Below are 19,480 nucleotides of genomic sequence, written 5' to 3' on the forward strand. Positions count from 1 at the left end.
CGGGAGTTCTTTATGAATATCGTCCCGCTTGTCTGGTGCCATTGGGGAAGGATCCGATGATGTGCCGGGGGCGCCACGTTCTTCGGGCAGGGCCGCCAACCGGGAAGAGCTTTGGGGGATTTCGTGACGTTTGACGAGGAATGGGCGGAGCTTCGCGATGCGGCGGCCGCGCGGCGGAGTGCCATGCAGATCAACAGCGTCCCGGCCGAGGGCGGCGGTAGCGGGGGTGGCGCCCCCGACCTGGTGGTCAACCGGGACTCCCTCGGCGCCATCGGGAACGACGCCTACGACCTGCGGATCCGGTTGTCGAAGGAGGGGGACCGTGCCCGTCCCGCTACGTTCGACGCGGCGATCGCGCTGACCAACGGCAACTTCGCGAGCGGTTCGGCGGTGCTCAAGGTGCACGACTTCTGGAAGACCCACCTGAAGACGCTGCTGGATTCCCTCGCGCACATCTCGAACCACCTGGATTACACCAAGGCTCAGCATGCGAAGGACGAAGCGAAGGTCGAGGGGGATCTGGCGCCGATCTCCAAGCTCACGGAATACATGAAGTAAGGGTCGGGGGAGCGCGCACATGCTGAAGTACGACGACTTGATCGACGCCCCGGTAGCGAAACTGAAGTCCGCGGTCGACGACTGGGACAAGATGGCGAGCGATCTGGACAAGCTCGCCGATGACGCGGCCAAGGGTATGAAGGTCAAGTCGGACAAGGCGGACTGGGAGGGCCTCAACGCGGGCGTCACCAAGGCGTTCGTCACCAAGACGGCCAAGGAGTTCGCGGACGCCGCAGCCGAGGCCAAGGGCGTGAAGGCGATCCTCGAAGAGGGGCACGCGGCCATCAAAAAGGCCAAGGACGACCTGATCAACATCCGGGACCACGAAGGACCCGCGGCAGGGATCAAGGTGGATGGCAAGGGCACGGTCACGGCGCGGCACCCGGTGCAGGAGTCCCTGGTGGCCAGGCATGATCCCGACTACTCCGCGATGCTCCAGCAGGAGAGGAAGAACGTCGAGTCGTGGCAGAAGAGGATCGACCTCATCGTCGACAACTGCAACGACACCGACGTGTCCTTCAAGAACTCCCTCGAAGCCAATGTCACCGATCGCAAGGACTTCACCGCCCCCAAGTACACGAAGATGGACCAGGAGGAGGCCGCCCGGGCCGCCCGCCTTGCCGCCAAGGGCCGCGACCTCACGCACAAGGAGCTCCAGGCGCTCAACGAGCTGTTGAAAGACAACAGCGATTCGAGAGAGTTCTCGACGAACTTCTACAGGAAGCTCGGGCCAGAGGGGGCGCTTGCCTTCTTCGGGCAGCTCTCCCAGGACACATACGACCACCCCAAGCTCGATGAGCAGCGACTCAAGGACGTCCAGGAACTCCAGAAGAACTTGGGGCTCAATCTGGCCAACGCCTCCGAGGACACGGATTTCACCAAGAAGTGGGGCCCGGAGCTCCGCAAGATGGGTACGGAACGCATCCCGCTGCAAAAGAACGAATACGGTGGTGCGTTCGGCTACCAGCTGCTCGGCGGCATCATGCGGTACGGAAACTACGACGCGAAGTTCCTCAACCCGATAGCCGAGCACGTGGCGCAGCTGCACCAGAAGAACCCGGACATGTTCCGGGGGAACAGTCTGGTGACCATCCCCGTCAAAAACCCCTTCAACCCGTCCGGTCTCAACGGCGCCGGTTACGACCCGGTCGCCTCCATGCTGGAGGCGTTGGGGCACAGCCCGGAAGCGGCAAAGCAGTTCTTCACCGACGATCCGACGGCCTACAACGAGGACGGCACGGTCGACGAGAGTGCGACGGCGAACCTTGGCAAGGACAAGGATGGCAAGGCCATCGGGAACTATCTCGACTTCTTCGGTAACGAGAAGTGGCAGCCCTTCGGGGACGTCGACATGCACACCCCGAAGGAGATGAAGGAGTCGCTCGGGTATGTGCCGGATGCGCTGGGTCACGCACTGGAGGCGGCGACTCTCGGGTACCCGTACGACAGTCCAGATGCCAGCGTTGTGCGGGATGCGGACAATGCCACTGTCATGCGGGACGTCATGGAGAAATATGGCGCGGACGCGGGCTTGCTCAAGAAGCAGGAAGCGATGTCCGACAGCCTGGGGATCATGGGTGCCGGCTACATCGACGACATCAACTGGTCGCTGGAAAAGAACGAACCCGACAGCGTCTTCGTTCCAGGAAAGAACCCGGAAGGCCACCTCAACTTCTCCACTGAGAACAGTGACGGCGTCAAAGACAACGGCAGACTAGTCGCCCGCGAATTCCTGAGTTCCTTGGGTCAGCACCCCGACTCGTACGCGACTGTCTCCAACGCCGAGCAGATCTACAGCACCAGCATGCTGGAACGGCAGGTGACTCCGGAGGGTGAGATCAAAAATACCGGTGCTGCGCGGGCAGTGGTCGGCACGGGTGCCGAGGTGCAGGGCATGCTTGACCAGTCTCGCGCGGATCAGATCGAGGCGACGAACCTCAAAACCCATGAGGACTACGAGAAGGCAGTGGCGGCGAGGTCGGGCTGGATGGAGTTCGGAACCGGCGTGGGGGTCGCTGCCGGGGTCGCCTTTCTGCCACCGATCGCGGCGGCAGGGACAGCAGCAACACTCATCACGCTGGGAAGCGATACGGCCAGCGGCGCCGTGGAGCATGTCATTGGCCAGTTTGTTGGGGACATCTCGGATAAGTCAGTGGATGAGCACAAGAAAGAGGTCGAGGAACTCACTCGCGAGGAGAAGACCAGGGTGTTTCGGGCCGGCGAGTCCATGGCCGAGGCGCCCATGGAAGGCTTCCTGAAGCGCCATGCGCCTGCTGTCGACGACGATTTCCGCCAGGACTTGAAGGAGTCGATGACGGGCGGGTACGCAAAGGGGAATCAACGTGAGGACCAGCAGGGCAGCGATCCCGAGACCGGAGACTGAGACGGCGAATGGTGCAGGGCGGAGCGCGGAGGTGAGACCTGCGGGAGCGGTGCGTGTGAGGCGGGCGCTGTGCGTTGTCGGGTTGGTGATGGCTGTCGGCGCGGCGGCGACCGGGTGTGGGGGGGAGGAGGCGCCGGAGTACGTCGGGACGGAGGAGGTGTGCCACGGTGTGTTCAAAGGCCGGCTGGCGAAGACGGTCGAGTCCGTCATGGGCGCGTCTTCGTTCGCCTGGACCAGCCCGAAAGAGTTGGACCGCGTTGTCGATGCGCTCAAGGCCGGGTACGAATCCGGCAACAGCTGGGCCAGGGGGGGCGCCCTGTGTCAACTGACTCCGGAGGGCGGTGGGAGGGCGGATCGGGCAGGAATTGCCTTCTCCCTGTACGCGCCGCAGGACGTGGGCGACCTTCGTCTTCCGGCGGGAGGGCGGCTCTACACGATGGGAAAGCAGTCCGAGGCGACTCCCGAATCCGCTGCCCTCTACTTTGAGTGTGTGAGCTCTCAGTTCAAGGGGTCGAAGGTGCGTCCGATGCGCATACTCGGGCAGCTCGGCCGCCCGAAAGACCGTGGACAGAAGGCGTCGGACCCCAGGAAGGTCAACCTGACGATTCTGCATGCGGCATCCCTCTTCCTGGCAAAGGAGTTGGAGTGCGAGAACAATGGCGGGCTCCCCGAGAAGCCGGTGCTGACGCCGCGATCCTGATCGTGGGACGAGGCATTGGCTGAGCCTCGACGGTTTCCCGTAACGTCCGCCGGAGGCGGAGCGGTCAACGGATGGTGTGCCACGCGTGTGATCGGGCGGGGGAGGCTGCTGGGGTGTGTGCTCATGGTGGCGGTGCTTGCCGCTTGTGGGTCCGCGAGCGGGCCGACCCGGGCCGGGAAGGGGCCTGAGAACTCCGCGATGAACACGCAACAGGCCGGGCAGCGCTCGGAAGCCACGCTCGACGGTACTTTGGCGGCCATCCGTCCGCCTGTGAAATGGGCCTACGGAGCACCCGTGGAAGCGGCGTGCAGTACCGGTCTCAACGAGTCGGCCGGCACCACGACCGTCACCCGCAGCAGGAACGTCCTCACCGTGGTCTCCGAGCAGCGGCGCGGCCACCTGCTGGGGCTCGTTCAGCGGTACTGGGAACAACAGGGCTTCCAGGCCGTCAGCGTCGGTTCCGACAAGGACATGCCGCGGATCCGGGCCAGGGCCGCTATGGATTCACCGTCTCACTGGACGTCGGAAGTATCGGCAATGTCTCCGTCAGCGCGGGGGTCAACTGCGCCGTGAACTCTGCGATGACTTATCCGAAGGGGGCGCCCGGACACCCAGCGGGCCGAAGGCGCAGGAGTTCAGGCCGCGGCAGCGTTCTGAATTCTGTTCCTACAGTGAGCCGTTCCGGCAGTAGACGCGAGAGAAGGGCGGGCGATGACGTGATGGTGGCTGCGGGCGGCGACGGAGAGCGGGAGCCGGAGCAGAGCGACGGGCCAGGGGCCGCCGTCGTGCTCATCACCGGGGTGATGGCCTCCGGGAAGTCCACCGTGGCGCAGGCTCTCGCCGAGCGGTTGCCGCGGGCCGTGCATGTGCGGGGAGATGTCTTCCGGCGGATGGTGGTGTCCGGGCGGGCCGAGATGGTGCCGGGGGCGTATGAGGAGGCTGTCGCCCAACTCCGGCTCCGGTACCGGTTGTCCGCGATGACGGCCGACGCGTACGCGGGTGAGGGCTGGAGTGCTGTGGTGCAGGACGTGGTGCTGGGGGAGGAGTTGTCCGCGTACGTCGGTCTCGTACGGACATGGCCGCTGTACGTCGTCGTGCTCGCCCCCGAGCCGCGGGCCGTTGCCGAGCGGGAGGCCGGGCGGGGCAAGAGCGGTTACGGGGCCGGCTGGACGGTCGAATCGCTGGACCGGGTGCTGCGCGAGGAGACGCCGCGGATCGGGCTCTGGCTGGACACGACCGGGCAGACCGTGGAGCAGACGGTCGACGCGGTCCTTGCGGGTCTTGAGCGGGCTCGGGTAGCGGGAGGGTTGGAGGGCTGAGGCGGCAGGAGGTTCGACCATCCGCTTCGCCTCCGCCGACGCGCGCATCGACCCCACCGGCCACGATCGCGGCGGCACCCCGGCTACTCCTCGTCGTCCTCGTCGAAGTCGCCCAGCACGTCGGAGAGGTGCTGCTCGATGAGGTTGCCCAGCTCGTCTTCGGTGGAGAACAGTCCGTGCACGGCGCCCATCGGATGGATGGCCTCCTCCGTGTCCTCTCCGGGCACCCCCACGCAGGGGTCGTCAATGACCCCTGACGGATCCGCCTCCCCGAACAGGGACGGAAGTTCGGCGCCCTTCACGGCGAACGGCTCGAACTTCCACACCGCCCCCCGGGCCCGGCACACCACTTCCCCGATGTACCAGCATGCCCCTTGAAGGAATGCGTCGCGTCGGGCTGTGAGGCTCTCCGCGCCGCTGTCGTACCGGCTGCGGATGAGGTCTTCCAGCGTGTCCAGGGACTGGGGGGAGAAGTCCCATGTCCCGGGGGTTCTGGTGGCCTCGGCCCAGTGCCCGAAGCTCTGGGCGCGTTCGGTCAGCCACGCCGGCAGGTCGGGGCGGGTCTGCGGGTCGACGCCGTGGTCTGTGCGATCAGCCATGCCGCCCACTGCAGAAAGCCTCTCGGGCAGTGGAAGCGAACTGTCCGCCCTGTCACGCCAGTTGGCACTTCGCTCCTGAAATCCAGCTGCTCTACGGGAAGTCCAAAGAGCCCGACGGGGGCATTGCCTCGGGGTTGCTCGCGTTCCGTATGGGAGAAGAGACGTGGGTCGGAACGGACCGCTGAAGCGCTTGGAGGGCCGATGCATTCGGACTTAATGTCTTATTTAACAACGTTTCCTCTATGGTTGGTGCGGTAACGCACCACGAGGAGGAGTCAGCCGCATGAGCAATCTGTTCGTCATCGCCTACGACGATCTCGCCACCGCCGACCAGGTCCGGGACAAGCTGCTGTCCATGAACCGCGAGCACCTCGTCGAGCTGGAGGACGTCGTCGTCGTCGAACGGCGTGAGAAGGACGGCAAGATCAAGCTGCATCAGGCCGTCAACCACGTGGGTACCGGTGCCGCGGGCGGCGCGCTGTGGGGGAGCGTCATCGGGCTGCTCTTCCTCGTGCCGTTCCTCGGTGCCGCGGTGGGCGCAGCGGCCGGCGCCGCCGGAGGGTCCGTCGTCGACACCGGCGTCAACGACGACTTCATGAAGGAGCTGAGCACCAATCTCCGGCCCGGCGCCGCCGCTGTCTTCGTGCTCGTCAGGAAGTCCGCCCGCGACAAGGTCATCCCCGAGATCGCCAAGTTCGGTGGTCAGCTCGTGCAGACCTCGCTCAGCAAGGAGGACGAGGCGCACCTGCGGGAGATGGTGAAGGAAGCGCTCAAGGAAGAGACGACGATCGCCTCCTGATCTCCGGACCGTACGAGAGAAGGCGACTGCCCGCGCCGCGCGTAGGGTGGTCGCCCTTCGTACGCGGGGACCCGGTGCAGATCGGGGTTCCTCGCGGAAGTACGCCGTCCTTGTCGAACTCGGCGAATTCAAGCCGGTACCCGAGGACGTCGCCGATCGCCGCAAAGCGCTGAAGGAATTCATCAACGGTTTCGCACCGTCCGCGCTCAGGGCCCAGGGGTGTTCCCGAAAATGCTGAGGCCCGCCCGGCGTGGCGTATGACGCGTGCTGGGCGGGCGTACTGCGTGGAGGCCGTGACCGGATTCGAACCGGTGTAACTCGAGTTGCAGTCGAGCCCCTGAACCACTCGGGCACACGGCCGTGTGTTCCTCGTCGTGATCCGACCGTAGGGCCGGGCGTCCCGGCCGCTCAAGAGCGCGGGGCGGGGTGCAATGCGACTGCCATGGCGCGTTCACATTCGGTGCCGTGGTCCTACGACCAACGGACGACCGGAGGACCGTCTCGCGACAGGGCTCAAATGAGATCTTGCCCCTTACTCTTGGGCTCATGAGTGCCCTGGAACCACGAGACGCCGGTGTCGAGACCGGCACCGCCGACGACGCGGAGGTGCCCGGCGGGGCCGGGTCGCCCGTCGAAACCGGAGGGGTGCTCGGGCGGAGCTACCGGGCGCTCAGCGTCGGCATCGTCTCCGTCGTGTTCCTGATCGCCTTCGAGGCGACCGCCGTGGGAACCGCGATGCCGGTCGCCGCGCGGGAGCTGCACGGCATTCCCTTGTACGCGTTCGCGTTCTCCGCGTACTTCACGACCAGCCTCTTCGCCATGGTGCTCTCCGGCCAGTGGGCGGACCGGCATGGTCCGCTGGGGCCGCTCGCCGCCGGGATCAGCGCGTTCGCGGCGGGGCTGCTGCTCTGCGGGACCGCCGCGAGCATGTGGATCTTCGTCGCGGGGCGGGCCGTGCAGGGGCTCGGCGGCGGGCTGGTGATCGTGGCGTTGTACGTGGTGATCAGCCGCGCCTACCCGAAGCGGCTGCAACCGTCGATCCTGGCCGCGTTCGCCGCGAGCTGGGTGATCCCCTCGGTCGTCGGGCCGCTCGCCGCCGGGAGTGTGACCGAGCACCTGGGGTGGCGCTGGGTCTTCATCGGCATCCCGGTGCTCGTGGTGTTCCCGCTGGCGCTCGCGCTGCCCGCGATCCGGCGGCGGGCGTCGGGGCCGGCCGATCCGGCGGCGCCCGTCGAGCCGTACGACCGGCGGCGCATCCTGCTCGCGCTGGGGATCTCGCTGGGCGCGGCGCTGCTCCAGTACGCCGGGCAGGAGCTGAACTGGTTCGCGCTGCTCCCGGCCGCCGTGGGCGTCGCACTGCTCGTGCCCGCCGTGCGGGGGCTGCTGCCCCCGGGGACCGGCCGCGCCGCGCGCGGGCTGCCCTCGGTGGTGCTGCTGCGCGGGGTGGCGGCCGGGTCGTTCATCGCCGCCGAGTCCTTCGTACCCCTGATGCTGGTGACCCAGCGCGGCCTCAGCCCCACGATGGCCGGGCTCTCGCTCGCGGCCGGCGGCGGGACCTGGGCGCTCGGTTCGTACGTGCAGTCCCGGCCGCGCCTGGAGCCGTACCGGGAGCGCCTGATGGTGGGCGGCATGGTGCTGGTCGCCGCTTCGATAGCGGCCGCGCCGTCCGTGCTGATCGAGGCGGTGCCGGTCTGGACCGTGGCCGTGGCCTGGGCCTTCGGGTGCTTCGGCATGGGCGTGGTGATCGCGTCGACGAGCGTGCTGCTGCTGAAGCTGTCGGCGCCGGAGGAGGCGGGGGCGAACTCGGCCGCCCTCCAGATCTCCGACGGGCTCTCGAACGTACTGCTGCTCGCCGCGGGCGGAGCTGCCTTTGCGGCGCTCGGTGGCGGGGCCGTGGGGGCCGTGCACGACGCGGCGGGGGCGGGGGCCGCGGGGTCCCATCCGGGGGCGTTCGCGGCGGTCTTCCTGCCGATGGCGGGGGTGGCGCTGGTGGGGGCGTGGGTGGCGGCGCGGGTGCGGACAAAGCCTTAGGCGCCGTGTGGTACCACTCTGGCCCCTCTCGGTGGTACCGTTTTGGTATGGCTATGAACCTGCGTCTTCGTGACGATCAGACCGAGGCCCTCAAGCAGCGCGCGGAGCAGGAGGGGACCAGCATGCACGCCATACTGCTGCAGGCCGTGGACGACTACCTGGCCAGGACCGCTCAGCAGGCCATCGTCCGCAAGACGGCCAAGGAGCAGGCGGCCAAGTGGAGCGAGCTCATGGAGCGGCTCAAGTGAACTGTGTCTACCTGGCTTCCGAGGACATCCTCGTCATCGCCGAGCATGCCTGCGCGGACATGCAGATCGTCGTACGCGATGCCGGGCTCCTCGAATCGGCGGCACACCGCCCCTCCGCGGCCATGTTCGGCGAGGAGGCCTACCCGGACCTGATCGACAAGGCCGCCGCGCTTCTGCAGTCCTTGGCGATCAACCATCCGTTCTTCGATGGCAACAAACGCACGGCCTGGCTGTCGTGCGTGACCTTCCTGGCGATGAACGGGGTCGATCTGCGCCCGGACATCGATGCCGCGGAACGCCTGGTCATCGCGGTGGCCACCGGGGAAATGGACGAGGTGAAAACGATCTCTCAGGGGCTGCGTGAGCTGGTCGTCGACGACGTGTGACCGCCATCGCAATTCCGTGTGGGGTGGCGTAGTTCGAGGCGGTTCACGCCCGGCCCCCCGGTAAGGTGGCCCGGTTGTCGTATCGCGTACGAGCCCCTCGCGGCCCGTACCGGCAGCGCCCCACGTACCCGAGAGACCCGAACCGGAGACCGTGACTACTACCGCCTCCCACCACCTCTCACCCGCCTTCCCCGGCCGCGCCCCCTGGGGCACGGCCGGCAAGCTGCGAGCCTGGCAGCAGGGCGCCATGGAGAAGTACATCCAGGAGCAGCCGCGCGACTTCCTCGCGGTCGCCACCCCCGGCGCGGGGAAGACCACCTTCGCGCTGACCCTCGCGTCATGGCTGCTGCACCACCACGTGGTGCAGCAGGTCACCGTCGTCGCGCCGACCGAGCACCTGAAGAAGCAGTGGGCCGAGGCAGCGGCCCGGATAGGGATCAAGCTCGACCCCGACTACAGCGCGGGCCCGCTCAGCAAGGAGTACGACGGCGTCGCGGTCACCTACGCGGGCGTCGGCGTGCGGCCGATGCTGCACCGCAACCGCTGCGAGCAGCGCAAGACCCTCGTCATCCTCGACGAGATCCACCACGCCGGTGATTCGAAGTCCTGGGGCGAGGCGTGCCAGGAGGCGTTCGACCCGGCCACCCGGCGGCTCGCGCTCACCGGTACGCCGTTCCGGTCGGACACCAACCCGATCCCCTTCGTCGTGTACGAGGAGGGCAACGACGGCATCCGGCGCTCCTCGGCCGACTACACCTACGGCTATGGCAACGCGCTCGCCGACGGCGTCGTCCGGCCCGTGATCTTCCTCAGCTACAGCGGCAACATGCGCTGGCGCACCAAGGCCGGTGACGAGATCGCCGCCCGGCTCGGTGAGCCGATGACCAAGGACGCCATCGGGCAGGCCTGGCGCACCGCCCTGTCGCCCACCGGCGAGTGGATCCCCAATGTGCTGAGCGCCGCCGACAAGCGGCTGACCGAGGTCCGCAAGGGCATTCCGGACGCGGGCGGGCTGGTCATCGCCACCGACCAGGAATCGGCGCGCGAGTACGCCAAGATCCTCAAGCGGGTCACCGGTGAGAAGGCCACCGTGGTCCTCTCCGACGAGAAGGCCGCCTCGAAGAGGATCGACCAGTTCAGCGGGGACGACTCGCGCTGGATGGTCGCGGTGCGCATGGTGTCGGAGGGTGTCGACGTGCCGCGCCTGGCCGTCGGCGTGTACGCCACCACCATCTCCACGCCGCTGTTCTTCGCGCAGGCCGTCGGCCGTTTCGTGCGTTCGCGCAGGCGCGGCGAGACCGCCTCGGTCTTCGTACCGACCATTCCGATGCTGCTCGACTTCGCCAACGAGATGGAGGTCGAGCGGGACCACGTCCTCGACAAGCCCAAGAAGGGCAGCGACGAGGAGAACCCGTTCGCGGAGGAGGACAAGCTCCTCGCCGACGCCGAGAAGCTGGAGGACGAGGAGACCGAGGAGCAGCTGCCCTTCGAGGCCCTCGAATCGGACGCGGTCTTCGACCGGGTGCTGTACGACGGTGCCGAGTTCGGCATGCAGGCGCACCCCGGCAGCGAGGAGGAGCAGGACTACCTGGGGATTCCGGGGCTGCTGGAGCCCGACCAGGTGCAGCTGCTGCTCCAGAAGCGGCAGTCCCGGCAGATCGCGCACAGCCGCCAGAAGCCGGCCGTGGAGGCCGACCTGCTGGAGAAGCCGGCCGAGGCGCGGCCGGTGGTCACGCACAAGCAGCTGCTCGGGCTGCGCAAGCAGCTCAACACGATGGTTTCGGCCTACACGCACCAGAGTGGCAAGCCGCACGGGGTGATCCACACCGAGCTGCGGCGGGTGTGCGGCGGGCCGCCGAGCGCGGAGGCCACGGCCGGGCAGATCCAGCAGCGGATCAAGAAGGTCCAGGAGTGGGCCACTCGTATGACGTGAGCCCACGGGGGCGTGCTGGTGCCGGCCCGGGGCGGGGACATCGGTCCTCGCCCCGGGCCGGCGTCGTGCGTGCGGATGACGGTGCGGACGCGGGTGCGGATGAGGTGGCGCGACTACCGGACGGACAGCCCGGCTACTGGACGGACGGCCCGCTACCAGACGAACGGCGCCGACTGGTTCGACGTGGCCACACACGGAACCGTGGCCGACGTCGGGGACGACGCCACGATCTGCAGTGACCAGTTGGTGGAGCTCGGGGGCGGGGGCAGCACCACGGAGTCCGTGCGGTCACCGGCCGCCAGGGTGCCGGAGGTGAGCTTCAGCGGGCCCAGGGTGATCGGGCTGCCGCCGCTCATGCCGGGGTTGGTCTTTCCGGAGAACTGCACCTGACTGGTGACGCCGCCCGAGGTCTTGGTGAGCTTGAGCGTCGTCGTGATGCTGTTCGGGTCGGCACTGGTGCCGGCCGGCATCGTGATCGCGGTGGACGTGATCTTGATGGTCTTGGACGTGCCCGAGTCGGCGGCGGTCAGGGTGGCGAGACCGGTGCCCCAGGCGCCGCAGTTGTACGTGGCCGTCGCGGTGAGCGGACTCACGGCCTGGGCCGTCGGAGCCAGGGCGAGCGCGCCGGCCACCGAGCAGGCCGCGGCCAGTACCAGCGGGATGTGTCTTCGATTCGACGACATGACGGGGGGAACTCCTTCCGGTTCTGAATTCCGCAGATCCACCGAAGAGCTGAGAAGTGGATCTGCGTGCCGGGCCCGGCATGTCGGCAGCAGTGAAACTGTGATCTTCAGAGAAGTCAATAGATGTCCACAGAGGCACTTGAAATTCCCATGGAAATGCTTTTCGGGCATTTCAGATAAGGATCAATCAATTCTCTCTTGACTTCTTGGCACCCGACCTCCTCAATGTGCGCAATCAATGGGCCATGGAGGGGTGTCTGGTGATACGACGACGAAGACCCGGCGTGACCGGTCTGCTCGCTGCCTGCTTCGTACTGTCCCTGAGCTGCGCCGGGGCCACCGCCCAGGCCGTGCCGCAGGACGCGCCGGCAGCCGGATCGCGGGCCGCCGGTACGGTCACCCCGACCGTGCACTGCACCCTGCCCGCGGGGCAGGGCGAGGCTACGGGGCCGCAGCAGATGACCGTCGAGCTGTCGCCCGCGGTCGTCGCCCCGGGCGGGAAGGTGCACGCCAAGGTCACGCTGGGGCCGTCCCCCGCCACCAGCGCGCTGCCGCTGGAGGACGTACCGACCATCCCCAGCCTCGACCTCGCCATGTCCGGCGGGGCCACCGGCACCGTCACGGTGCGGGGGGCCGAGTTCACGATGGACATCCCGTCCGGGACGCCCATCGAACTCCCGCCCTACGAAGGTGACTTCCTGGTCCCGGCGAACGCCTCCGGGGACGTCTCGTTCGCCCCGATCCGTACGCTGACGCAGACCAAGGTGCTCGGCTCGGTCTTCGAGACGCCCTGCGATGTCGTCGACGGCGGCGGCAGCGTCGGCAGTGTCACGGTGGAGGGCACCGGCTCCGAGCCCGCCACGCTGACCGCCCCCGCCGATCCCGTACGCCCCAACACCGAGGTGACGCTGGGAGGTTCGGGGTGGACGCCGGGCGGGGCGCCCGTGCCCTCGCTCTGTGCGGTGGGCGGTGGCGGCTGCGATCCGCTGAAGTTCAGGAGCAACACGCTCGCCATCGGCGGTGACGGGACGCTGACCGGTACGGCCACCCTCGCCGAGGCCGGTGCGGTGCCGGACGGTACGTACGAGGTGAAGGTCAACGACGGTACGAAGGAGGCCACGGCCCCCCTCACCGTCAAGGCCGTCGCGGCCGGTGACCGCGAGATCTCGCTGTCGCAAAGCAGCGGACCGGTCGGCAGCGTGATCACGGTCAGCGGCAAGAACTACAACCCGGACCGCTGGATCAACGTCATCGGACTCGACGCCTCGGGCACCGGGCTCGACGACAGCGCGGTGTACGTCAAGAGCGGCTCGGACGGCACGTTCGCCGTCGAGTTCACCGTGACCTCCGACGCCGTCGTCGCGGTCCAGGCCGACGAGGGCAACGATCCGGCGACCGTACGGACCGCGCCGTTCACCGTCTCCGACGGCGGGGGAGGGGGCGGCGGTAGCGCCGACCAGCGGCTGAGCACCTCGGTCAGGGCCGGGACGCTCTCCATGGTCCAGGACGGTGACACCGTCGACTTCGGTACGACGGTCCTGGGCACCGGCAGCGGTGTGCAGCGCTCCCGGCTCAACCGGGTCGAGGTGGAGGACGGCCGCGGTGTCGACAGCGGCTGGTCGTTGACCGCAACTCTCTCCGGCTTCACCAGCAGCAGCGGCGGCACCATCCCGGCCGACGCCGTCCGGTGGACGCCCAAGTGCAAGGCGCAGAACGGCAGTGTGGGGGTGCCGGTGGCCGGTTCGCCCGCCGTGCTCGGGAGCGAGGCGGCGAGCCTCTGCCGGATGGATCCGGACGGTTCCCGTCCGTTCACCGGCGGCCGGTTCGACGCCGATGCCGATCTCGTCCTCACCGTTCCCGGATTCACCCAGCCGGGAGATTACAGCGCCACTCTCACCCTCACCCTTCTCTGAATTCTCCGGGAACCGTAAGGGGAAGTTCCGGAGGCGCCCGTCCGCTCCGTATCGCATCGGAGCGGGCGGGCGCCTCCATTCCGAATCCGGGGAATTCCCGCAGTCGATACCTCAGCCAGCACCTCAGCCATGGAGGAGACGCATGTCCGTGTCCGTCAGACCGAGAAGAACAGACCGGCCGAGAAGGGCCCACGGTCCGGGTTCGGGGTTACGCCGTGCCGTGGCCCTCACCGCCGGGGCCGTGCTCGTCTGGACCGGTGGCACCGTCGCGCTCGCGCCCGTCGCCGAGGCCGGCACCGTCACCCCGACCGTGCACTGTTCCCTGCCCGCGGGGCAGGGCGAGGCGACCGGGCCGCAGCAGATGAGCGTCGACCTGTCGCCGTCGATCGTCGACCCGGGCGGCAAGGTCCACGCCAAGGTCACCCTCGGCCCGTCACCCGCCACCAGCGGCCTCAGCCTGAACGACGTACCCACCACCCCCAGCATCGACTTCGCGATGTCCGGCGGTGCCACCGGCACGGTCACCGTCACCGGCCCCCAGATCAACCTCGACATCCCGTCCGGCAAGCCCATCGAAATCCCGCCGTACGAAGGGGACTTCCTCATCCCCGCCAATGCGAGCGGCCCGATCACCTTCACCCCGATACGCAATCTGACGCGTACGAAGGTGCTCGGCTCCACCTACGAGACCCCGTGCGACGTGGTGAGCGGCGGCGGCTCCATCGGCACGGTGACCGCCGAGGGCACCGCGGGCCACCCGGCCACCCTGACCGCGCCCGGCACCGCCGTCCGGCCGTCCACCGCCGTCGCCCTGTCCGGCAGCCTCTGGACCGCGGGCGCCACTCCCGTACCGTCGCTCTGCTCGGCGGACGGCGGCGGCTGCGACACCGGCAAGTTCGCCTCCAGCACCCTCGCGATCAGCGCCTCGGGGGAGTTGAGCGGAAGCGCGGTGCTCGCCGCCGCGGGCGCCGTGCCCGACGGCTCGTACCTGGTGAAGGTCGGCGACGGTACGAAGGAGGCGACCGCGCCCCTGACGGTCAAGGCCTTCGTCCCCGCCGGGCCGCGGGCCATCGCGCTCTCCCGCTCCGGCGCACCGGTCGGCAGCGTCATCTCCGTCACCGGCAGCAACTACTTCCAGGACCGGTGGATCAACACCGTCGGCCTGGACGCGAGCGGGGCGACGCTCGACGACACCGCCGTCTATGTGAAGAGCACCCCCGACGGTACGTTCAGCGCCGAGTTCACCGTCTCCGACCCGGCCATCGCCGCCATCCAGGTCGACGAGGGCAACGATCCGGCCACTGTGCTCACCACACCGTTCACCGTGACCGACGCCTCCGCGACGCTCTCCGCGGGCGCGGCGAAGGTCAAGCCGGGAGGAACGATCGCCCTCTCCGGCGGTGACTGGCCGTCCGGTACCACGCCCACCGCCGCGCTCTGCAACGCCGACGGCAGCTCCTGCGACAGCGCCCGGATCAGCGGCTCCACTCTCCGGATCGGCACCGACGGCACCCTCGCCGGCACGGTCACCGTGGCCGGGTCCACCCCGCGTGCCGTGTACGCGATCCAGGTCACCGCCGGGGGAGCGCAGGCCCTCACCCCGCTGACCGTCGCCCCGTCCTTCGTGGTCCTCACCCCCTCGGCCGGTCCGAAGGGCACCACCGTCACCGTCATCGGGCAGGGCTTCGCGAAGGTCGCGACCGTGTCCATCGTCGGGCTGCGCGCCGACGGCTCGCAGACGTCCGACCCGGCGAAGACCAAGGTGGTGGGGCTGGACGGGGCGTTCTCGCAGACCTTCAAGGTCAACGCCGCCGACACCGTCGCCATCCGGGTACGGGAGGTCCTCGTCAACCCGCGCACCGAGACGGCGGCGTTCACCGTCCAGGACGGAACCGTGCCCGCCGGACCGTCCTTCGCGCTCTCGCCGCCCGAGGGGCCCGTCGGCACGGCGGTCCAGGTGACCGGACGGGGATTCGCCCCCGTCGCCACGGTCTCGGTGACCGGCCGCACCGCGGACGGGAAGCAGACCGCCGACCCGTACGTCACCCGGGTCATCGGACTCGACGGCACTTTCGCCCTCGACTTCACCGTCCGTGACCCGGCGACGAAGTCGATCCGGGCCTGCGAAGTACTCGTGAACGGAAAAATTGTGCAGCAGTCATTCACCGTGAGTTAACGGCAGTTCACTTCTGGTGCGCGAAGTGCCGTGAAGGCGTCGGCCGACCTGGACGCGCGTAGACCTCCAGAACCCGGCCGACGCCGCGCTGACCGGCGCTTATGCTGCTTCAAGCCAACTCCCGCTCCGACGGCGCCCGGATTCTGGACGAGGTCTTCCGCTGAGCGGACTCGCTCGCTACTGTCCCAAAAAAATGAACGCCCCGTGGCAGAACCGCAGCGGGGCGCAGCCGGTGCCTGGCCAGGCCGGCGGCCTCTCCGTGCGTCGCCGCTGGGACCGGCGGCGCACATTCCGTGGGAATCAGCCGCTGCCGCTCATCAAAGAGGAGAGGGCGTCGTGACAGCGGAAACCTCCCAGACGCTCGACAGGGGACTGAGGGTCCTCAAACTGCTTGCCGACACCGACCACGGTCTGACCGTCACCGAGTTGTCCAACAAACTCGGGGTCAACCGGACCGTGGTCTACCGTCTGCTCGCCACCCTGGAACAACACGCCCTGGTACGCCGCGACTTGGGCGGCCGGGCCAGAGTGGGTCTGGGCGTGCTGCGCCTGGGCCGCCAGGTGCATCCGCTCGTGCGCGAGGCCGCGCTGCCCGCGCTGCGGTCGCTCGCCGAGGACATCGGGGCCACCGCCCATCTCACACTGGTCGACGGCAGCGACGCGCTGGCCGTCGCGGTCGTCGAGCCGACCTGGACCGATTACCACGTGGCCTACCGGGCCGGCTTCCGCCACCCGCTGGACCGGGGTGCCGCGGGCCGGGCGATCCTCGCCGCCCGTCAGAAACCGGTCGGCGAGACCGCCTTCACCCTCACCCACGGCGAGCTGGAGGCCGGGGCGAGCGGGGCGGCGGCGGCGCTGGTGGGGGTGACCGGGGTCGAGGGCAGCGTGGGCGTGGTGATGCTCGCGGACTCCGTGCCCGAGCGCGTGGGGCCCCGCGTGGTGGACGCGGCCCGGGAAGTGGCGGACGCGCTCCGGTAGGGCGCGCTCCGGCAGGACGTGGCGGGCGTGCTCCGAAGAGCGGGGCGCCGGGCCCGGAGGGCCGGTGGGCCGGACGGGCCCGGCGGGGCCGAGCCGGGGTGGTTGCCCGGGGCGGATTTCTGGCCGGTTCAGGTCTTCGCGGATGTCCGGTCGGGCCGTATGTTTTCGGGGCTCACGCCTTGACCGAAGCGCGTGGCCGTTCCGGGGGGTTCTGATGGATGGTTCCGTTTTCCTGCTTCTCGTCATCGTGGGTATCGCGGTGTACTTCCTGCCCTTCTTCATCGCCGCGGGGCGCGGGGTGAACACCGGCTCGGTGTTCGTGATCAATCTCTTCCTCGGCTGGACGTTCATCGGCTGGGTGGTCGCCCTGGCCATGTCGATGGGAACCCGGCGGACGCCGTAGGAACGCCCCCAGGGGCTGTTCCTCCGGCCGCGTACGGGGCTCCGAGCCCCTGCGTCCGGGGCCCGACGGTTAGATTGGGCGGGTGCTCCCTCGTCTCTCGCGTCCCCGTGCCCTCGTCCTGTGCGCCCTGCCCGTCCTCGCCCTGTTCGGTGTGGCCGCCTTCGCGCCGCTGCCGTTCACCCTGGCGCAGCCCGGTTCGACCGCGAACGTGCTCGGGGACGATCACGGCACGCCGGTGATCAGCATCAAGGGTGCGCCGACCCGGACCACCGAGGGCCAGCTGCGGATGACGACGATCGTCGCGACCGGCCCCACCGCCGAGGTCGGCATCGGTGATGTGATCGACAGCTGGTTCCGTACGGACCGGGCGGTGCTGCCCCGCGACTCCGTCTACCCGAGCGGTGGCTCCGAGAAGGAGATCGAGAAGCACAACCTCGAAGACATGCGGAAGTCGCAGGACTCCGCGGTCGACGCCGCCCTGAACTACCTCGGGAAGAAGCCCGGCTCGGTCGACGTGACCCTGCATCTCGCCGACGTGGGCGGCCCCAGCGCCGGCCTGTTCTTCGCTCTCGGCATCGTCGACAAGCTCGAAGGGGACGGGGCCGGCGGCGATCTCACCGGTGGCCGCAACATCGCGGGCACCGGCACGATCGAGGCGAACGGCGAGGTCGGGGCGGTCGGCGGGGTGTCGCTGAAGACTCAGGCCGCGCGCCGCGACGGGGCGACCGTCTTCCTCGTGCCGAAGGCGGAGTGCCGGGAGGCGGGAGCCGAGCTGCCCAAAGGGTTGCGGCTGATTCCGGTCACGACTCTGAAGGGCGCGGTGTCCTCGCTCCGGGCACTGGAGCAGGGGCACAAGGTCCCGAGCTGCTGACCTCGCCGGCCGGTGAAGGCGCCGGTACGGGGGCACCGCCCGTCTCCGCTCCCGTGCCGTCCGCCACCGCGCCGTCCATCGTGCGCCACACCGGGAACACCAGCGGACTCAGCGTCGCCAGCAGGTAGACCCCGCCCATCGCCAGCAGCGCCCCCTTCGCTCCCGTGCTCTCCACCAGCAGGCCGGCCGTGAGACCGCCCACCGGCAGGGCCAGCTCGCAGCCCGCCGTGATGACCCCGGAGACCCGGCTGCGCAGCTCGTCGGGGACCGTGCCGTAGATCACCGTCGTCAGGATCGGGTTCAGCACCCCGCTCGCGAGGCCGCTCAGCGCCATGGTCACGGCGAGCGGCAGCGTCGTTCCGGTCAGCGCCGCGACCACGTACCTGGGCGCGCCGCACAGCAGCACGCACACCGTGAACACGGCCCACCGCGAGAAGCGGTGCCCGACCGCCCCGTACAGCAGCGCCCCGGCCAGCCCGCCCGCGCCGAACAGTGCGGTGAGCAGCCCGATGTCCCCGGCCCCGCCCAGTTCGGCGGAGGCGTGCACCGGGAGCAGGACGGCGTACCAGCCCTGGTCGGTGCCGTTCATGAACAGGACCATCACCACGACCGCCAGCAGCAGTGGGGTGCCCAGCAAGTAGGCGAAGCCCTCCCGCATTTCGGTGCGGTACGCCCGCAGCGATGCCGGCGCCTCGGCCTTGCGGGGCTCGGCCGCGCGCACCCCCCGTACGCCTGCCGCGATCAGCAGCGCGGACGTCAGGAAGGTCGCCGCGTCCAGCAGCAGTACGGTCTCCGCGCCGACGAGCGCGATCAGCAGGCCGGCCAGTGCCGCCCCGACCATCCGGGCGCCGCGCGAGACGGCGTCGAAGAGGCTGGCGGCGCGGGCGAGGGTGGTGCCGGCGTGCTCGGCGAGGTCCGGCACCAGGACGTAGCGCGCGGTGTCGCCCGGGGTGTGCATGAGCCCGCCGACCGCCATCAGCGCGCACAGCATCCAGAAGTCCAGGGCGTCCGCGAAGTGCAGCAGCGGGATGGCGGCGACGGAGAGGCCGCACACCAGGTCGGAGACGACGGAGACCCGGCGCCGTCCGATCCGGTCGATGACGGGTCCGCCGATCAGGGCGGAGACGACGATCGGCAGGGTCGCGCAGAAGGCCACGACACCGGCCCGGCCGGCGCTTCCCGTGGTTTCCAGCACGAACCACGGAACGCCGATCATGGTGAGTGAACTGCCGGCCCTGGATATGGAGTTGGCGGACAGTACGGCGGCGAGCGGAATACGGCTGCGGTCCCCCCGACCGGTCATGCCGGACCGGCTGCGACGGAGGAGGGGCGGCCGGGGTGGCGGGGCAGGACGCGCAGCCCCAGGTCGACTAGGGCCCAGCCCAGCCGGGTGCGCAGGCCGGTGCCCGGCGAGGCCGGTGCGGGGCCGGACCGCACGGCCCGGCGCCGCAGTTCGGCGGAGCGCAGGTCGTGCAGCAGCAGATGGGTGTCGGAGTGCAT

19 protein-coding genes and 1 tRNA gene are annotated in these 19,480 nt (G+C 69.1%); 15 read left to right on the plus strand and 5 right to left on the minus strand.

Annotated elements, in window-relative coordinates; translation table 11 throughout:
- Positions 1–123 precede the first annotated feature (123 nt).
- From OG842_RS24385 to OG842_RS24405, 5 genes are all read left to right on the plus strand, one after another.
- On the plus strand, positions 124–558 hold the full coding sequence (locus tag OG842_RS24385; protein ID WP_266733795.1) for a hypothetical protein: 435 nt from the start codon (positions 124–126) through the stop codon (positions 556–558).
- Between the two features lie 19 nt (positions 559–577).
- Positions 578–2,941: a hypothetical protein gene (locus tag OG842_RS24390; protein WP_328512468.1), complete on the plus strand. Its 2,364-nt coding sequence runs from the start codon at positions 578–580 to the stop codon at positions 2,939–2,941.
- Between the two features lie 55 nt (positions 2,942–2,996).
- The gene (locus tag OG842_RS24395) at positions 2,997–3,641 is read left to right on the plus strand and encodes a hypothetical protein (protein WP_266732573.1); all 645 of its coding nucleotides are present in this window, start codon (positions 2,997–2,999) and stop codon (positions 3,639–3,641) included.
- 198 nt (positions 3,642–3,839) lie between these two features.
- Positions 3,840–4,214, plus strand: coding sequence for a hypothetical protein (locus OG842_RS24400; protein WP_328512469.1), 375 nt, complete (start codon positions 3,840–3,842; stop codon positions 4,212–4,214).
- Between the two features lie 146 nt (positions 4,215–4,360).
- On the plus strand, positions 4,361–4,960 hold the full coding sequence (locus tag OG842_RS24405; protein ID WP_266732576.1) for an AAA family ATPase: 600 nt from the start codon (positions 4,361–4,363) through the stop codon (positions 4,958–4,960).
- Positions 4,961–5,043: 83 nt separating this feature from the next.
- On the opposite strand, the gene OG842_RS24410 is transcribed toward OG842_RS24405, so the two are convergent.
- Positions 5,044–5,559 carry a hypothetical protein gene (locus OG842_RS24410; protein ID WP_266732578.1) on the minus strand — a complete coding sequence of 172 codons (516 nt, stop codon included), beginning with the start codon at positions 5,557–5,559 and terminating at the stop codon, positions 5,044–5,046.
- Positions 5,560–5,842: 283 nt separating this feature from the next.
- Here OG842_RS24410 and OG842_RS24415 point away from each other — a divergent pair, with 283 nt between their 5' ends.
- Positions 5,843–6,358: a DUF1269 domain-containing protein gene (locus tag OG842_RS24415; protein ID WP_266732580.1), complete on the plus strand. Its 516-nt coding sequence runs from the start codon at positions 5,843–5,845 to the stop codon at positions 6,356–6,358.
- Between the two features lie 285 nt (positions 6,359–6,643).
- On the opposite strand, the gene OG842_RS24420 is transcribed toward OG842_RS24415, so the two are convergent.
- Positions 6,644–6,718 (minus strand) — tRNA-Cys (locus OG842_RS24420).
- Positions 6,719–6,904: 186 nt separating this feature from the next.
- Here OG842_RS24420 and OG842_RS24425 point away from each other — a divergent pair.
- The 4 genes from OG842_RS24425 to OG842_RS24440 all read left to right on the plus strand — a co-directional run bounded on the left by OG842_RS24425 (position 6,905) and on the right by OG842_RS24440 (position 10,956).
- The gene (locus OG842_RS24425; RefSeq protein ID WP_266732581.1) at positions 6,905–8,389 is read left to right on the plus strand and encodes an MFS transporter; all 1,485 of its coding nucleotides are present in this window, start codon (positions 6,905–6,907) and stop codon (positions 8,387–8,389) included.
- Positions 8,390–8,436: 47 nt separating this feature from the next.
- Complete coding sequence (locus tag OG842_RS24430) at positions 8,437–8,637, plus strand: ribbon-helix-helix protein, CopG family (RefSeq protein ID WP_026290595.1); 201 nt, start codon at positions 8,437–8,439, stop codon at positions 8,635–8,637.
- Positions 8,634–9,023 carry a type II toxin-antitoxin system death-on-curing family toxin gene (locus OG842_RS24435; protein ID WP_266732583.1) on the plus strand — a complete coding sequence of 130 codons (390 nt, stop codon included), beginning with the start codon at positions 8,634–8,636 and terminating at the stop codon, positions 9,021–9,023. Before OG842_RS24430 ends, OG842_RS24435 begins: the two co-directional genes overlap by 4 nt.
- A 151-nt stretch (positions 9,024–9,174) precedes the next feature.
- Positions 9,175–10,956 carry a DEAD/DEAH box helicase gene (locus OG842_RS24440; RefSeq protein ID WP_266732585.1) on the plus strand — a complete coding sequence of 594 codons (1,782 nt, stop codon included), beginning with the start codon at positions 9,175–9,177 and terminating at the stop codon, positions 10,954–10,956.
- A gap of 152 nt (positions 10,957–11,108) precedes the next feature.
- On the opposite strand, the gene OG842_RS24445 is transcribed toward OG842_RS24440, so the two are convergent.
- Positions 11,109–11,639 (minus strand): hypothetical protein, encoded by a 531-nt coding sequence (locus OG842_RS24445; protein WP_266732586.1) that lies wholly within the window; start codon positions 11,637–11,639, stop codon positions 11,109–11,111.
- Positions 11,640–11,923: 284 nt separating this feature from the next.
- Between OG842_RS24445 and OG842_RS24450 the strand changes: the two genes are divergently transcribed.
- The 5 genes from OG842_RS24450 to OG842_RS24470 all read left to right on the plus strand — a co-directional run bounded on the left by OG842_RS24450 (position 11,924) and on the right by OG842_RS24470 (position 17,980).
- Positions 11,924–13,552 carry a hypothetical protein gene (locus tag OG842_RS24450; RefSeq protein ID WP_266732587.1) on the plus strand — a complete coding sequence of 543 codons (1,629 nt, stop codon included), beginning with the start codon at positions 11,924–11,926 and terminating at the stop codon, positions 13,550–13,552.
- A gap of 220 nt (positions 13,553–13,772) precedes the next feature.
- The gene (locus OG842_RS24455) at positions 13,773–15,728 is read left to right on the plus strand and encodes a hypothetical protein (protein ID WP_266732589.1); all 1,956 of its coding nucleotides are present in this window, start codon (positions 13,773–13,775) and stop codon (positions 15,726–15,728) included.
- Between the two features lie 336 nt (positions 15,729–16,064).
- Positions 16,065–16,706: an IclR family transcriptional regulator gene (locus OG842_RS24460; RefSeq protein ID WP_124723277.1), complete on the plus strand. Its 642-nt coding sequence runs from the start codon at positions 16,065–16,067 to the stop codon at positions 16,704–16,706.
- 214 nt (positions 16,707–16,920) lie between these two features.
- Positions 16,921–17,109: a superinfection immunity protein gene (locus OG842_RS24465; protein WP_266732590.1), complete on the plus strand. Its 189-nt coding sequence runs from the start codon at positions 16,921–16,923 to the stop codon at positions 17,107–17,109.
- 82 nt (positions 17,110–17,191) lie between these two features.
- Positions 17,192–17,980, plus strand: coding sequence for a S16 family serine protease (locus OG842_RS24470; RefSeq protein ID WP_266732591.1), 789 nt, complete (start codon positions 17,192–17,194; stop codon positions 17,978–17,980).
- On the opposite strand, the gene OG842_RS24475 is transcribed toward OG842_RS24470, so the two are convergent.
- Positions 17,910–19,283, minus strand: coding sequence for an MFS transporter (locus tag OG842_RS24475; protein ID WP_266732592.1), 1,374 nt, complete (start codon positions 19,281–19,283; stop codon positions 17,910–17,912). The two genes, OG842_RS24470 and OG842_RS24475, sit on opposite strands and share 71 nt — an antisense overlap.
- Positions 19,280–19,480: a hypothetical protein gene (locus OG842_RS24480; RefSeq protein ID WP_266732593.1), complete on the minus strand. Its 201-nt coding sequence runs from the start codon at positions 19,478–19,480 to the stop codon at positions 19,280–19,282. Before OG842_RS24480 ends, OG842_RS24475 begins: the two co-directional genes overlap by 4 nt.

It is taken from the genome of Streptomyces sp. NBC_00376, from assembly GCF_036077095.1.
In the GTDB taxonomy this organism is placed as follows: domain Bacteria; phylum Actinomycetota; class Actinomycetes; order Streptomycetales; family Streptomycetaceae; genus Streptomyces.

Excerpts from the sequence above, each read along its gene's own strand:
- OG842_RS24480 (WP_266732593.1), bottom strand. The coding sequence starts at position 19,480 with ATGCACTCCGACACCCATCTGCTGCTGCACGACCTGCGCTCCGCCGAA.
- OG842_RS24390 (WP_328512468.1), top strand. The coding sequence starts at position 578 with ATGCTGAAGTACGACGACTTGATCGACGCCCCGGTAGCGAAACTGAAG.
- OG842_RS24400 (WP_328512469.1), top strand. The coding sequence starts at position 3,840 with ATGAACACGCAACAGGCCGGGCAGCGCTCGGAAGCCACGCTCGACGGT.
- OG842_RS24410 (WP_266732578.1), bottom strand. The coding sequence starts at position 5,559 with ATGGCTGATCGCACAGACCACGGCGTCGACCCGCAGACCCGCCCCGAC.
- OG842_RS24425 (WP_266732581.1), top strand. The coding sequence starts at position 6,905 with ATGAGTGCCCTGGAACCACGAGACGCCGGTGTCGAGACCGGCACCGCC.
- OG842_RS24415 (WP_266732580.1), top strand. The coding sequence starts at position 5,843 with ATGAGCAATCTGTTCGTCATCGCCTACGACGATCTCGCCACCGCCGAC.
- OG842_RS24445 (WP_266732586.1), bottom strand. The coding sequence starts at position 11,639 with ATGTCGTCGAATCGAAGACACATCCCGCTGGTACTGGCCGCGGCCTGC.
- OG842_RS24430 (WP_026290595.1), top strand. The coding sequence starts at position 8,437 with ATGGCTATGAACCTGCGTCTTCGTGACGATCAGACCGAGGCCCTCAAG.
- OG842_RS24475 (WP_266732592.1), bottom strand. The coding sequence starts at position 19,283 with ATGACCGGTCGGGGGGACCGCAGCCGTATTCCGCTCGCCGCCGTACTG.
- OG842_RS24465 (WP_266732590.1), top strand. The coding sequence starts at position 16,921 with ATGGATGGTTCCGTTTTCCTGCTTCTCGTCATCGTGGGTATCGCGGTG.
- OG842_RS24405 (WP_266732576.1), top strand. The coding sequence starts at position 4,361 with ATGGTGGCTGCGGGCGGCGACGGAGAGCGGGAGCCGGAGCAGAGCGAC.